This is a genomic window from Saccharopolyspora endophytica (genome assembly GCF_018070075.1).
GTDB classification, from domain to species: domain Bacteria; phylum Actinomycetota; class Actinomycetes; order Mycobacteriales; family Pseudonocardiaceae; genus Saccharopolyspora; species Saccharopolyspora endophytica.
The window spans coordinates 138,895-152,707 of record NZ_JAGPXE010000011.1 but is presented as its reverse complement, the minus strand read 5'-3'; the positions used below and the strand labels follow the sequence as shown (position 1 = coordinate 152,707).

The window sequence follows — 13,813 nt, the reverse complement described above, 5'->3', positions numbered from 1 at the left end:
GCACTGACCGGACGACGGGTCAGTCGTCGTCGCAGGTGCGGCGGCGTTCGAGGAAGACGGTGTCGCGCCAGACGCCGTGGTGCTGGGCGATGCGTTCGCGCAGTCCGACGGTGCGGAAGCCGGCGGAGTAGTGCAGGGCGATGCTGGCCCGGTTCTCCGGGAAGATCGAGGTTTGCAGCGTCCACAGGCCGTCGGCGTCGGCGGCGGTGACCTGCTTGTGCAGCAACGCTTTTCCGACGCCGCGCCCGCGGAAGTCCTCGCCGACGTAGACCGAGGTTTCCGCCACGCCCGAGTAGCAGTCCCGGTGGGACGCGGGAGTCGCGGCGGCCCACCCGGCGACCCGCCCGTCGACCTCGGCGACCCACCGGTGGTCCGGCAGCCACTTGGCCTCCAGCGACTTGCGGGCCGGGACGTCGGTTTCGAAGGTGGCGTTGCCGGTGGCGATGCCTTCGGCGTAGATGCGACGCACGTCCGCCCAGTCGCGGGATTCCAGCTGCCGGATCGTGACGTCCTCGGGGAGGTCGTCCGGGCAGCACGGGCGGGCGACGACGCCCATGACCGCGTCGGCGGCGTGCGGCAGGCCGGTGCAGCAGGCGGTGTTGACCGAGACGAAGGTGGTGGTGCGTTCCTTGTGCAGCAGCACGAACCCGACGTCGGCGAGCTTGCGCACGTGGTGCGAGCAGGTGGACTGGCTGATGCCGAGCTGGTCGGTCAAGGTGCCCACGCTGATCGTGCCTGCCGCCGCCACGGCGTGCAGCAGGCGGACGCGGGTCGGTTCGGCCAGGCACGCGAACCACTCGGCGTAGGTGGCCGCGTTCTCGGCGGGCAGCAGTCCGGTCTCAGGAGCCGTCGTCGTCATGCCCTGAGTATCGACGCACATCGATGGTTTAGTCAATCGATTCACATCGATGAACCCGACTTCCGCCAGCCCTAGATCACGCTCAGTGGGGTCGGCTTGCGACCTTGGCTCAGTGGGCGTCCCGGCAGGCGCAGCCTGCGGCGTCTTTGGCCTCGGTGATCGTGGTTCGCGGGTCGGCGGACTGTTCTGCGGTGGTGCAGCACGCGGTCACGCCGCAGCAGGCGTCCTCTGCTTCCGGCATGGCAGGTTTGGTGGCGCGAATGATCGCCGAGTGCATGAGGTCGGCGACCTGGTGTGTTGAGGTGATCTCGACATCGGTGAAACCCGCTGCCCGTAGCTGTTCGCGGTACTCGGCGAAGGTGAGGGATCCGGCGATGCAGCCGACGTAGGAGCCGCGGTCGGCCCGTTCTTGAGAGCTGAGGTGGTCTTCGGCGACCACGTCGGTGATGCCGATGCGTCCGCCCGGGGTCAGGACGCGGAAGGTTTCGGCGAACACGGCGGGCTTGTCGACGGAGAGGTTGATGACGCAGTTGGAGATCACGACGTCGATCGTGTTCGCCGGAAGCGGGATGTTCTCGATGGTGCCCTTGAGGAATTCGACGTTGGTGGCGCCCGCCTTTTCGGTGTTGCTCAGGGCGAGGGCGAGCATTTCCTCGGTCATGTCCAGGCCGTAGGCCTTGCCGGTGGGGCCGACGCGGCGGGCGGACAGCAGCACGTCGATGCCGCCGCCTGAGCCGAGGTCGAGGACGCGTTCTCCTTCGCCCAGCTCGGCGACTGCGGTCGGATTGCCGCAGCCGAGAGAGGCCGCGATGGCTGCGGTGGGCAGCTGGCGGCGTTCGGATGCTGCGTAGAGGCTGGAGCCGAAGCCGTCGCCGACCTCGACCTGCTCCGGGCCGCAGCAGCCATCGGTGGTGTCCTCTCGGCCGGCTGCCGTGGCTGCGGCGGCGTAGCGCTGTCGGACGGTGTTGCGCAGCTCTGCAGGTTGTTCGCTCATCGTCGATCCCCTCTTCGCCGCGGCGACGCCGGAAGCGCCTGAACGGCCTCATCGATGTCGGCTCGATTCGTCCCCGCTCTCCAAGTATCGACCCGGATCGATGCTTGCGTCAATCGATCCCCGTCGATAAAGTCGAGGTAACTTCATCGAAGCTGATCGATGCAAAGGGGATCGTCGTGGACGAGAATCCGGTTGTGGTGGTGGGTGCGGGCCCAGTGGGTCTGGCGGCTGCGGCGGAGGTTGTGGAACGGGGGCTGCAGCCGTTGGTGCTGGAGGCTGGGTCGGAAGCCGGTTGTGCGGTGCGGGAGTGGTCGCACGTGCGGTTGTTCTCGCAGTGGTCGGAGTTGATCGACCCGGCCGCGGGCCGGTTGCTGGAACAGCAGGGGTGGCAGGCGCCGGAACCGGAGGGCTACCCATCAGGTGCGGAGTGGGTTGAGCAGTACCTGCAGCCGTTGGCGGCGGCGTTGGGTGAGCGGGTGCGCTTCGGTTCCCGGGTGGTGGGTGTGGCTCGCCGCGGCCGGGATCGGGTCGTGGATGCCGGGCGAGAGTCCGAGCCGTTGACGGTGCACGTCGAGACGGCAGCTGGCGAGGAGCGGATCGCGGCCCGGGCGGTGATCGACGCCTCCGGGACGTGGCGCAGTCCGAACCCGCTGGGCGGCGACGGGCTCCCGGCGGCCGGAGAGCGCGCCGCGCGTGACCGGATCAGCTACGAGGTGCCGGACGTCTCCGATGCGCAGGTCCGGGCTCGGTTCGCCGGCAAGCGCATCGCGGTGGTCGGCAGCGGTCACTCGGCCCTGACCGCGTTGGTGACCTTCGCTGCGCTGGCCGAGGAGGTGCCGGGCACGGAGGTCGTGTGGGTGCTGCGCCGGGGCCGCTCGGGGGATGTCTTCGGTGGTGGCGAGGCCGACCAGCTGCCCGAGCGCGGGGCGCTGGGGCAGCGCGCCGAGCAGGCGGTGGATGCCGGGCACGTCCGCGCGGTGACGGGTTTTCGCACCGCGGCGGTCGAGACCGACGGGGACGGCGGCTTGGTGCTGACCTCGTTCGAGGGGGACAAGAGCGAGCCCGTCGACGAGGTCGTGGTGTTGACCGGTTTCCGACCGGATCTGTCCTGGCTCTCGGAGATCCGGTTGGATCTGGACCCGGTGTTGCAGGCTCCGACCGCGCTGGCGCCGTTGATCGACCCGAACGTGCACTCCTGCGGCACCGTCTACCCGCACGGGGCCAAGGAGCTGGCTCATCCCGAGCCGGGGGTGTTCGTGGTCGGCATGAAGAGTTACGGGCGGGCGCCGACGTTCTTGGCGATGACCGGCTACGAGCAGGTCCGCAGCGTGGCCGCCGCGATCGCCGGCGACACCGAGTCCGCCGAGCGGGTCGAACTCGTCCTGCCGGAGACCGGGGTGTGCGGCGGGGCCGGGCTGTTCGACGAGCCCGAGGTCGAGCAGGGAGGCGGCTGCTGCGCCGGACCGCAGCAGACCGTCGAGCTGGCGGCGCCCGGAGCCGCTGAGCGCTGACCGCATGCACTCCGGCCGCCTGACGACCGCCGCACCGCCCGTCGAGGCCGTGCGGCGGCGTCGCGCGCTCATCGCCCTGTGCATCACCGAGATCACCAGCTGGGGCGTGCTGTACTACGCCTTCCCGGTGCTGGCCCCGGCGATCGCACGAGATACCGGCTGGTCGCTGCCGGCCGTGACGTGGGCGTTCTCGGCCAGCCAGATCGTGTCCGCCCTGGTCGGCATCGGGGTCGGTCGGTGGCTGGATCGCCGCGGCCCGCGTGCGGTGATGACCGCGGGCTCGGTGCTGGCCGTGCCCGCCGTGCTCGGGATCGCGCACGCCCCGAGCTACGGGTGGTTCCTGCTGGCGTGGTCGGTCGCGGGTGTGGCGATGGCGGCGACGTTCTACCCGCCTGCCTTCGCCGCGCTGACCCGCTGGTACGGGCCTGATCGGGTGCGTGCGCTGACTGCGTTGACGCTGGTGGCGGGCCTGGCCAGCACGGTGTTCGCGCCGCTGACCGCGGCCCTGAACGACCACCTCGACTGGCGCGGCACGTACGTGGTGCTGGCGGTCGTGGTCGGCGTCGTCACGATCCCGCTGCACGCCGGGCTGCGGCTGCCGTGGCCCCACCTCGCCCACGACGAGCGCTCCTCGACCGACGGGCACGCGGCCGAGATCGCGCGCAGCCGCCCGTTCTTGGCGCTGCTGGCGACGATGGCCCTCGGCGGGTTCGGGGTGTACGCGGTGGTGATCAACCAGGTTCCGCTGCTGACCGAACGCGGCTTCGACTCCCAACTGGCTGCCTGGGCGCTCGGGCTCGGCGGTGTGGGGCAGGTCCTCGGACGCCTGGGCTACGCGCCGCTGCAACGACGCACCGGGGCCCGTGGCCGCACCGTCGTCATCCTGCTGGCCTGCGCGGCGACCACGCTGGTGCTGGCGGTGATTCCGGGGCCGACAGGGCTGCTGATCGTCGCGGCGATGCTCGTGGGCATGGCCCGCGGCGTGTTCACCTTGCTGCAGGCCACCGCCGTCAGCGACCGGTGGGGCACCGCCGCCTACGGGAGGTTGAGCGGTCTGCTGTCGGCGCCGCTGATGATCGCCATCGCGCTGGCACCGTGGGGAGGCTCGGCGATCGCGGCGGCCCTGGGCGGGTTCCCCGCTCTGTTCCTCGTGCTGGGCGCCATGACCGGGGTGAGCGCTGTGCTCGCGTTGGCCACCCGACCCGCCGCGTGACCGATCAGCCGGCGGTCCGGGAGAGGTGCTGAGCGATGTCGGCGACCGCTGGTTTCGCGGTCCGCGCGGCGCCCACCAGGGTCGCCGAGGCCCACCCGGTCCAGTCCCCGTAACCCAGCAGGTGCAGCCGTGGTTCGGCGACGCTGCGCGTTGCTTCGGTCGGGACCGTCCCGTTCTCGGTGCGCAGGCCCAGCGGCGCGAGGTGGTGCAGCGCGGGGCGGAAGCCGGTGCACCAGATGATCGCGTCGCAGGCGAGTTCGCGGCCGTCGTCCCAGGCGATGCCGCGCTCGGTGAGCCGGTCGAACATCGGCTCGGCGTGCAGCACGCCGCGCTGACGAGCCTCCATCACGCTCGGGACCATCACGATGTCGCCCAGCTGTTGGGGTCCTCCGTCGTCGGGCAGTCCCGCGCGGCGTGCGGCCTCGCGTTGAGTGGCCACGTCGAACAGGACCCGGCCGTCGACGTCATCGGGCATGAATCGCGGCGGCCGCGCGGTGACCCAGGTCGTTTGGGTCGCAGTGGACACATCGGCGAGGATCTGGGCTGCGGAGTTGCCGCCTCCGACGATCACGACGTGCTGGTCGGCGAAGTCCTTCGGGCACCGGTAGGACTCGGTGTGCAGCTGCCGTCCGGCGAAGAGCTCGCTTCCCGGGTACGAGGGCAGGTGCGGCCGGCTCCAGGTTCCAGTGGCGCTGACGACGATGCGCGCCCGCCACGTCCCGCGGTCGGTGTCGACGGCCAGCCGCGCACCGGTGTCGTGGACACCGTCGACGCGCACGGGCCGCTGCACCGGCAGCTGGTAGCGCCGCTCGTACGCGGCGAGATAGTCCACGACGTGCTCGGCGGTGGGGAACTCCTCCCCGGGCTGGCGAGGCATCCACCAGCCGGGCAGCGGGCTGTGCTCCGCGGGCGAGAACAGCCGCAGCGAGTCCCAGTAGTGCTGCCAGGCCCCGCCGGGCTCGGGCTGGTCGTCGAGGATGACGAAATCCAGCTTCGCGCGGCGGAGGAAGTACCCGGCCGCCAGGCCCGCCTGACCGCCGCCGATCACCACCACGTCCCGGGCCTCGGGCACCACGACCTCCTGACCTGCCTGCACTTCAGTCGGAGCACCCGTGCCGTGAGGCACCGCTCACAGCGCGACGGGGAACCCGCCGTCGAGCTTGCGTTCCTGTCTTGATGGATGTCAAGTTAGACGCATGCCGAAACAAGACGTCCTGCTCGTCTCGCGGGACGAGGCCGAGCCGTGCGCCTCCGCCGTGATGCGGGAGCCGCTGACCGTCGATCAGGCGGCTGACCTCGCCAAGGTGTTCAAGGCGATCGGCGAGCCGGTGCGGTTGCGCCTGCTGTCGCTGATCGCCTCGCACGCCGGCGGCGAGGCCTGCGTGTGCGACCTCACCGACGCGTTCGAGCTGTCCGGACCCACGATCTCGCACCACCTCAAGGTGCTGCGCGAGGCCGGGGTGATCGAGGGCGACCGGCGCGGCACGTGGATCTACTACCGCGTCAAGCCCGACACGTTGCGCTTGCTGTCGGAATCGCTCGCCCCGGCTCCGGACGTGGCGGTGACGGCATGACGCGGACGCAAAACAACGCCGTCGTGGCGAAGCTGTCCACACTGGACCGATTGCTCCCGGTGTGGATCGGCGCGGCGATGGTCCTCGGCCTGCTGGCCGGTCGCTGGATCCCCGGGCTGGGATCGGCGCTGGACGCGGTGCAGATCGATGGCGTCTCGCTGCCGATCGCGCTGGGGCTGCTGGTGATGATGTACCCGGTGCTGGCCAAGGTCCGCTACGACCGGCTGGACACCGTCACCGGAGACAAGCGGCTGATGGCCTCGTCGCTGGTGCTGAACTGGGTGCTGGGCCCGGCGCTGATGTTCGCGCTGGCCTGGGTGTTCCTGCCCGACCTGCCGGAGTACCGGACGGGTCTGATCATCGTGGGCTTGGCGCGTTGCATCGCGATGGTCATCATCTGGAACGACCTGGCCTGCGGGGATCGCGAGGCGGCTGCCGTGCTGGTGGCGTTGAACTCGGTGTTCCAGGTGATCGCGTTCGCCGGGCTGGGCTGGTTCTACCTGTCGGTGCTGCCCGGGTGGCTGGGTCTGGACCAGGTGGGGCTGGAGGTCTCGGCGTGGGAGATCGCCAAGAACGTGCTGATCTTCCTCGGCATCCCGCTCGTGGCCGGTTACCTCACGCGGAAGTTCGGGGAGCGGGCCAAGGGCCGTGAGTGGTACGAGTCCCGGTTCCTGCCCAAGATCGGTCCGATCGCGTTGTACGGGCTGCTGTTCACGATCGTGATCCTGTTCGCGTTGCAGGGCGAGGCCATCACCTCGAATCCGCTGGACGTCGTGCGGATCGCGCTGCCGCTGCTGGTGTACTTCGCGGTGATGTGGGCGGGTTCGTTCGGCCTGGGCAAGGCCATCGGCCTGAACTACGAGCGCTCCGCGACGCTGTCGTTCACCGCCGCGGGCAACAACTTCGAGCTGGCCATCGCCGTGGCGATCGCGACCTTCGGCGTCACCAGCGGCCAGGCCCTGGCCGGTGTGGTGGGCCCGCTGATCGAGGTGCCGGTCCTGGTCGGTCTGGTCTACGTCTCGCTGGCGGCTCGACGCTGGTTCGCGCAGCCCTCCACCTCGGAAGCCGACCACGTCCGCACCACCACCTAGAGGCTGTTGATGAATTGCTTTGCGTGGCGGTGCGGGTGGCGGAACCTGATCGGCTCCGTGGATTCCGTGCGCCGCTCCAATACACGGCGTCCCGCCGTACTCGCCACGAAGCCGATCAGAACCCGCGGCGGTGCGAGCTGAGTCCCACACCTGAAACAGCGGCTCTGCCGCATTCCGCACCACCACCTAGTCGCCACGAGGCCGAGGAGCACCGGCCGAGCGATCAGCCGGTCGCGTTGTTCCTCGACCACGTCTCGCGCGCGTGCGCACCCACCTGACCACCTCGGCCTGGCCGGCCGACGAGAACCGAGGAGTCCCCGTGTCCTCCACCCCCGAGGTCCTGTTCGTCTGCGTCCACAACGCCGGACGCTCGCAGATGGCCGCCGCACTGCTGCACCACCACGCCCGGGGCAAGGTCGCCGTCCGCTCGGCCGGCTCCGCCCCGGCCGAGACGGTCAACCCGGCCGTGGTCGAGGTGATGAACGAACTCGGCCTGGACCTGTCGCAGGAGTTCCCGAAGAAGCTCACCACCGACGCCGTCGAAGCCGCCGACGTCGTCATCACCATGGGCTGCGGCGACGCCTGCCCGGTCTTCCCCGGCAAGCGCTACCTGGACTGGGAGCTCGCCGACCCCGCCGGACAGGGCGTCGACGCCGTCCGGCCGATCCGCGACGACATCGACCAGCGCGTCCGCGCTCTGCTGGCCGAGCTGGTGCCGGAAGACGCGCAGTGATCGACCAGGTCGGTCTCCCAGGGCCTCTGCCGAAGGTGGACGGCCGCGCGTGAACCGCTGCCGGTGATTCGAGGCCAACTGGTCGATGGGGGTGTGCGGTTCGGAAAACCGCACACCCCCATCGCTTTCGGCAGTGGTGCCGAGATATGACGTTGTGGATGAAGGTCGTGCGGCTCCGCAGGTCGGAGTCGCGTGTCCCGCAGGAGACGTCAGGTCGTGGCCGGTTCCGGGGTGGCCGGGGTGGATTCCGGGTCGTGCTTGCGCACCGCGACCAGGGCGAGCGCGCAGAGCGCGACGACTGCGGCGGCGCCGACGTAGAGCTGGGTCGCCGAGGCGCCCGCGTCCTTGAGCAGCCCTGCGATGGTCGGGGAGAGGATGGCGCCGATCCGGCCCATGCCGAGCGCCCAGCCCATGCCGATGCTGCGGACGTGGGACGGGTACAGCGGTGGCCCGACGGTGTAGGCACCGGCGATGCAGCCGTTGATCAGCGCGCCGACGATGACGCCGATGGCGAACCCGAGCCACAGGAACGACGTGCTCAGGATGAACACGACCATCATCGCGGCCGACAGCAGCGAGAACCCGATCAGCACGACCCGCGGTGGGCGGAGCCGGGCGGCCAGGCCGTAGAGCACGGAGCCGACGGTGCCACCGATCGAGATCGCCATCCCGGCGGTGACCGCAGCGCTCTTCGAGAGCCCCTCCTCGGCCAGGAGGGTGGGGGTCCAGCTGTTGACGAAGTAGAAGCCGAACATGATGGTGATGAAGATGATCCAGAGCAGGATCGTGGGCGCGAGCAGCTGCTTCAGCCAACCCGAACCGGCCTGCCCGGCGTCCTTCCGGGCGGCGCTCGCCTGGTCGAGGTCGGGCGAGCCGATGGCCTCCATCCCCATGCGCGCCAGGGTCCTGTTGATGCGCTCCAGGGCGCCGCGGGGACGGCGCTGCTCGAGGAAGGCGATCGACTCGGGCAGCAGCACGGCGATGACGACCAGGGCGAGCAGGGTTCCGAAACCGCCTGCGTAGAAGACGATCCGCCAGTCACCGCCGACCGTCGTCTTCGCGACGAGGCTCGCGAGGGTCGCGCCGATGCCGTACCCGGCGGTGTAGATGCCGATGGCGAGCCCGCGGTTCTTCGCGTTCGAGAACTCGCTGGCGATCACGTTGGTGCTGGCCAGGATGCCGCCCACGCCGATGCCGGTCACGAGCCGGAACAGGCCCATCACCAGCACTGACGGGGCCATCGCGGCGCCGAACATGCCGATCGTGCCCAGCACGAGGCTGATCAGGATCAGCGGGCGACGCCCGATCAGGTCGGCGAAGGGTGCGAGCAGCATCGAACCGAGCGCCATCCCGATCAGACCGACCGAGACCAGCAGCCCGAACTGGGAACCGTTGAGACCGAACTCCTCGGTGACCGAGGGGCCGGTGAACGCGACCGCCATGACGTCGAAGCCGTCGAGGCAGTTCATGAAGGTGCAGAGCGCGACGATCAGCCATTGGTAGCCGGACATGGGCGCCGCGCCGATGCGAGCCGTGAGGGTCATTGAGGTATCCAGTGGTGAGGGATCCGTTGCGCCCGGATCAGGTGAGGTGGAGGGTGACGGATGCGCGGTCGCCGGTGGTGCGGGCCGCCGCGCGGGAGACGCAGAGGCACAGGTTCGTGCAGCGCTGCTTCTGCGCTTCGCTGAGGAAGACGTCGCGGTGGTCGATGGTGCCCTCGACCTCGACGATCTTGGCCAGGCAGAGTCCGCACTCGCCCTTGCGGCAGTCCGACAGCGTGTCGACCCCGGCCGCGTTGAGGGCGTCCAGGATCGAGGTGTCGGGTGCGACGGCGACCTCCCGGTCGAGCTGGGGGAGGCGGACCAGGAACTCCTCGGCCTCGAACCGGCCGCTGGAGCCGAAGGTTTCGAACCGCAGGTTGGTCTGGGCGAGCCCGTGCTCGGTCCAGCTCGACCTGATCGCGTCCATCAGGCCGAGCGGGCCGCACATGTAGAGCTCGGTCGTGGCGGCGTTCGGTGCTGCGGCGATCTCGCCGACCAGGCCGGGTACCGACAGCGGTGTTGCCTCGTCGTCGACGTGCACCCGGAGCCGATCGCCGTGCTCGGCGCTGAGCTCGTCGAGGTAGGCCATGACACGGCGACTGCGGCCGACGAGCACGAGCTCGTAGTCGGCGCCGCGGCGGCGCAGGGCCGAGGCCATCGCGACCAGTGCGGTGACGCCGATGCCGCCGGCGACCAGGACGTAACGACCGGCGCCGACCGCGAGCGGGAAGCTCTGCACCGGCCCGGTGACGGTGAGCTCGTCACCGACGGCCAGCGCGTGCACGGCCTCCGAACCACCTCGGGAGGCGGGGGAGAGCTGCACGCTGAGCGTGAGCCGGCGGCCCCCGTCCTCGGAGCGCACGACGGAGTAGGAGCGGGTCTGCCGTCGGCCGTGGACGGGCAGAGCGACGTCGATGTGGGTACCGGGCGCCGCGTGCTCGGGGTGCTCGACCTCCAGCACGATCCGCCGGACGCCGTCGGCCACGAGGTCGGCTTCGACGACCTGCGCCCGCTGCCAGCGGGACCGGGAGTGGGCCGCCATCAGGCACCCCTGCCCGCAGCGGGAGCCGCCGACGGCCGTCCTTCGGCCGCCAGCATCCGCTCCAGGATCTGGCGGACCCACATCCCGCCCGCGTCGATGTTGAGGCTGTAGAACTCGTGCTCCGGGTTGGCGTCGATCGCGCGTTGCTGGGCGCGCAGCATGTCCTCGTCCTCGCCGAAGACGCCGTGCACGCCTTGGCGCAGCTGAGTGGTGATGGTCTGGCTGTCGAGGCGGTAGTTGCGCATGAACGCCCAGAAGTAGTGGCAGGTGCGGTCGGTCTCGGGGGTGATCGTGTTCATGACGTACCCGTTGACGCCGTGGCTGCGGTCGCCCTCGGGCGCACCGGTGCCGGCTTTGGCGACACCGACGTCGATGCAGATCGTGCCCGGCGCCTGGAACCTGATGATCTGCCAGCGGTCGACCTTGCCCTCGAAACCGGGGAACTTGTCGCGCATGTTCTTCAACCAGAACGGCGGGGCGTCGATGTCGCGCATCCAGCGGGTGACGGTGACCGTGTCGCCTTCGTGGGTCACGTCGAACTCGGACTCGGAGAGCTCCTCCTGGCCGATGCTCGAGGAGTGCACGAACTCCTCGTGGGTGAGGTCCATCAGGTTGTCGAGGACCAGCTGGTAGTTGCAGTCGGCGTGGATCGTCTCGCCGTCACCCGCCCAGGACGGGTCGTCCATCTGGTGCATGTCGGGCACGGTGGCCGGATCGGCGAGGTCGGGGTCGCCCACCCACACCCAGACGTAGCGGTAGCGCTCGACGACGGGGTAGGAGGGGACGGTCGCGCTCGGATTGATCGTCTCCTGCGCGGGCATGCCGGTGCAGCGACCGGTCGAGTTGTAGCGCAGGCCGTGGTAGGGGCACTGCAGCTCGTTGCCGAGGATCTTGCCCTGCGACAGCGGTGCGAGCCGGTGCCAGCATGCGTCGGCGAGTGCGACGGCGCGCCCCTCGGCGTTGCGCCACAGCGCGAGCGGTACACCGGCGACGGTGCGCGCCAGCGGCTGCTTTCCGGTGACCTCGTGATCCCAGGCGGCGACGTACCAGGCGTTGCGCGGGTGGTTGAAGATCTTCGCCGCGGCCGTGGTCGGGGCTGCGGTGTCCACCGGTGCGGGGGTTGTGAGCGTCATTGGCCAACTCCCTATGAAGAGAGGTATCTGTTGCGTGAGCCACAAGCTATCTATGGATATAGTGAGTTGGCAAGGGTGGATAGCGTGGCCGATCCGGAGGGGAGGCCATCTTGTCGCTGCGATATGCGCTGATCGCGCTGCTGACGGGTCGTCCGATGACCGGCTACGACATCTCCAAGAGCTTCAGCCGCTCGGTCGCGCACGTCTGGCACGCCCCGGACTCGCAGATCTACCCCGCGCTCAACCGGATGGAGCGCGACGGGCTGCTCACCTCGGTCGAGGTCCCCTGGGGCAAGAAGGGGACCAAGAAGGAGTACCACGTCACCGACGCGGGCCTCGCCGAGTTCCGGGAGTGGATGGAATCACCCCTGGTGCCGCAGTGGCAGCGCGACCCCGCCTATCTGAAGGCCGCGTACTTCGACTTCGCCGACCCCGCGGCGGTGCGCGAGCAGCTGCGGCAGCAGCAGGCGTACTGGGAAGAGCACCTGGCGACGCTCGAGGACACCCGGGCGACCCTCGCCGACCGCACCCACCCCACCCTGGCGGCGCGGATCGCCGATCTGGACGAGCGCGAGGCCGAGTTGTCCGTCCGCTGCAAGATCTACGCCTACGACGGACTGATCGCCCGCGCTCGCACCGAACTGGCGTGGATCCAGGACGGCTTCACCCTCCTCGACGAACTGCACAGCACCTGAAGACTCGCGGTCGCGAGCGGGTCAACGGTGCTCTCCACGAGCGTGGAGGTGTCCAGGGTGACAAGGCTTCCGGCTGAACAGCCTTGTCGGTCTTAGTTCTGCCGCTCTGGGTTGCCTTGTGGTGCGCTCCGGTATCCGCTGCGACGTCGGCCCACTGTGGCCGGTCGAGGACGTCGCCAAGGAATTCACGGAACAGCGTCGGTCACCCTCGATCCGCGCTATCGGGATGGATGGTCAGCGGACCACGACCACGGGCAACGAAAGCCACGCTGGGTGACGAGATTCAGCGGTCCGTCGTGGCCCGGTGCACGAGGAGTTCGGTGCCGCCGATTTCGTCGCCGTCGTCGGGTGCCGACCACAGGCGGAGCGTTCCGGCGTCGTGCTCCAGGTGGACCGGGTTGCGGGTGGTGACGTGACCGGCCGCGGATCGCTGCTGCATCGGCACCTCGTGCCGGATCCGGTTGTCCCGGAGGTCGACCAGCGCCAGCCCGCCGAGTTCGAAGGCGCCGCCGTCAGCGGTGGGCAATTCAGCGATACCGCCGCAGATCATCGCCTGGCTCGCCGCGTAGTCGCAGTCCTGGTAGTCGATGAAGTGACCGGCGTTGTCCTGCCGGGAGAGCTCGCGTCCTGCGGCGGTCCACCGGTAGAGCGTGCGCGATCCCCAACTCACTCCGTGCACGGTGCCGGTGACGCGGTCCCGAACGGTTCCGCCGACGTGGTCGGAGACCCTGAACGCTTCCTCGGCCTGCAGCGTGCCGGGGTTCAGGCGGTAGACGATCGAGCTGCTGTTCGGGCGATACTCGGCCACCGGCACCCACAGCGACTCGCCGTCGAAGTCGATCCCGCCCGGGTGGTACATGGTGCCCTCGCCGAGCACGACGTCGCGGATCAGGTTTCCTTGCCGGTCGAGCACGAGGACATGCCCCACACCCCGACCCGGCGAGCGGTCGTACCCGTCGACGGGCTCCGGGTACTTCTGCGGCTTTTCGATGATTTCCACAGTGGACAGGAACAGGCGGTCGCCGACGGAGGCCAGTCCCTGCGGGTGGTGGGACGGGAAGCGAAGTGGAATCCGCTGCTCCAACTGCCACTCGGTCGAGCGGCTCGTGTGCTGGAAGGCGTCCACGACGGCGTCATCACGCGCTGGGGAATCATGGGTCGCTGCGATTCCCAACGCGTAAGGAGCGATCACCGCTCCGAGGAAGGCCGTCGCGAGGCCGCCGACGACTGCGGTTCTCATCCATGTCCTCCGGCTCGTTCGGGTCGGGAGACCGCGCGCGACGCGGCGCCTGCGATCACCCGTATGGGGGCTTCGCAGCAATTCGATGCAAAGCCCGAGCCGAACTCCACGGCTCGCACGTGAACAGTTGCGGAACCTGCTTCGTACGAGCAACGGCCACCGCTTCCGCACGTGCCGGCGGCGCGGG

At 69.7% G+C, this 13,813-nt stretch carries 13 protein-coding genes; 6 read left to right on the top strand and 7 right to left on the bottom strand.

The window, feature by feature from the left end; all coding sequences use genetic code 11:
• Positions 1 to 19: 19 nt before the first annotated feature.
• Together KBO27_RS24165 and arsM are read right to left on the bottom strand one after the other, a co-directional pair.
• Positions 20 to 859 carry a helix-turn-helix domain-containing GNAT family N-acetyltransferase gene (locus KBO27_RS24165; protein WP_210972177.1) on the bottom strand — a complete coding sequence of 280 codons (840 nt, stop codon included), beginning with the start codon at positions 857 to 859 and terminating at the stop codon, positions 20 to 22.
• Positions 860 to 968: 109 nt separating this feature from the next.
• Complete coding sequence (gene arsM, locus KBO27_RS24160; RefSeq protein WP_210972176.1) at positions 969 to 1,853, bottom strand: arsenite methyltransferase; 885 nt, start codon at positions 1,851 to 1,853, stop codon at positions 969 to 971.
• A gap of 176 nt (positions 1,854 to 2,029) precedes the next feature.
• On the opposite strand from arsM, the gene KBO27_RS24155 reads away from it, so the two are divergent.
• On the top strand, positions 2,030 to 3,364 hold the full coding sequence (locus KBO27_RS24155; protein ID WP_210972175.1) for an FAD-dependent oxidoreductase: 1,335 nt from the start codon (positions 2,030 to 2,032) through the stop codon (positions 3,362 to 3,364).
• Positions 3,365 to 3,368: 4 nt separating this feature from the next.
• Complete coding sequence (locus KBO27_RS24150; protein ID WP_210972174.1) at positions 3,369 to 4,577, top strand: MFS transporter; 1,209 nt, start codon at positions 3,369 to 3,371, stop codon at positions 4,575 to 4,577.
• A gap of 4 nt (positions 4,578 to 4,581) precedes the next feature.
• Here the strand turns inward: KBO27_RS24150 and KBO27_RS24145 are convergent, their stop codons facing one another.
• Positions 4,582 to 5,673: an ArsO family NAD(P)H-dependent flavin-containing monooxygenase gene (locus tag KBO27_RS24145; RefSeq protein ID WP_307870585.1), complete on the bottom strand. Its 1,092-nt coding sequence runs from the start codon at positions 5,671 to 5,673 to the stop codon at positions 4,582 to 4,584.
• 100 nt (positions 5,674 to 5,773) lie between these two features.
• Between KBO27_RS24145 and KBO27_RS24140 the strand changes: the two genes are divergently transcribed.
• From KBO27_RS24140 to KBO27_RS24130, 3 genes are all read left to right on the top strand, one after another.
• Positions 5,774 to 6,151 (top strand): ArsR/SmtB family transcription factor, encoded by a 378-nt coding sequence (locus tag KBO27_RS24140; RefSeq protein WP_210972173.1) that lies wholly within the window; start codon positions 5,774 to 5,776, stop codon positions 6,149 to 6,151.
• Positions 6,148 to 7,242 carry an ACR3 family arsenite efflux transporter gene (arsB, locus tag KBO27_RS24135; protein WP_246537904.1) on the top strand — a complete coding sequence of 365 codons (1,095 nt, stop codon included), beginning with the start codon at positions 6,148 to 6,150 and terminating at the stop codon, positions 7,240 to 7,242. The genes KBO27_RS24140 and arsB overlap by 4 nt, the downstream gene beginning before the upstream one ends.
• A gap of 319 nt (positions 7,243 to 7,561) precedes the next feature.
• A complete protein-coding gene (locus KBO27_RS24130) occupies positions 7,562 to 7,975 on the top strand; it encodes an arsenate reductase ArsC (protein ID WP_210972172.1) in 414 nt (137 codons plus the stop codon).
• A 209-nt stretch (positions 7,976 to 8,184) separates the two neighbouring features.
• Here the strand turns inward: KBO27_RS24130 and KBO27_RS24125 are convergent, their stop codons facing one another.
• From KBO27_RS24125 to KBO27_RS24115, 3 genes are read right to left on the bottom strand one after another with little or no spacing between them, the layout of a single operon-like run.
• Positions 8,185 to 9,519, bottom strand: coding sequence for an MFS transporter (locus KBO27_RS24125; RefSeq protein ID WP_210972171.1), 1,335 nt, complete (start codon positions 9,517 to 9,519; stop codon positions 8,185 to 8,187).
• Positions 9,520 to 9,556: 37 nt separating this feature from the next.
• On the bottom strand, positions 9,557 to 10,558 hold the full coding sequence (locus KBO27_RS24120) for a PDR/VanB family oxidoreductase (RefSeq protein ID WP_210972170.1): 1,002 nt from the start codon (positions 10,556 to 10,558) through the stop codon (positions 9,557 to 9,559).
• Positions 10,558 to 11,691 (bottom strand): aromatic ring-hydroxylating dioxygenase subunit alpha, encoded by a 1,134-nt coding sequence (locus KBO27_RS24115; RefSeq protein ID WP_210972169.1) that lies wholly within the window; start codon positions 11,689 to 11,691, stop codon positions 10,558 to 10,560. Before KBO27_RS24115 ends, KBO27_RS24120 begins: the two co-directional genes overlap by 1 nt.
• A gap of 110 nt (positions 11,692 to 11,801) precedes the next feature.
• Between KBO27_RS24115 and KBO27_RS24110 the strand changes: the two genes are divergently transcribed.
• A complete protein-coding gene (locus KBO27_RS24110) occupies positions 11,802 to 12,386 on the top strand; it encodes a PadR family transcriptional regulator (RefSeq protein WP_210972168.1) in 585 nt (194 codons plus the stop codon).
• Positions 12,387 to 12,669: 283 nt separating this feature from the next.
• Here KBO27_RS24110 and KBO27_RS24105 read toward each other — a convergent pair whose 3' ends face one another.
• Positions 12,670 to 13,626 (bottom strand): DUF6454 family protein, encoded by a 957-nt coding sequence (locus tag KBO27_RS24105; protein ID WP_210972167.1) that lies wholly within the window; start codon positions 13,624 to 13,626, stop codon positions 12,670 to 12,672.
• Positions 13,627 to 13,813 lie beyond the last annotated feature (187 nt).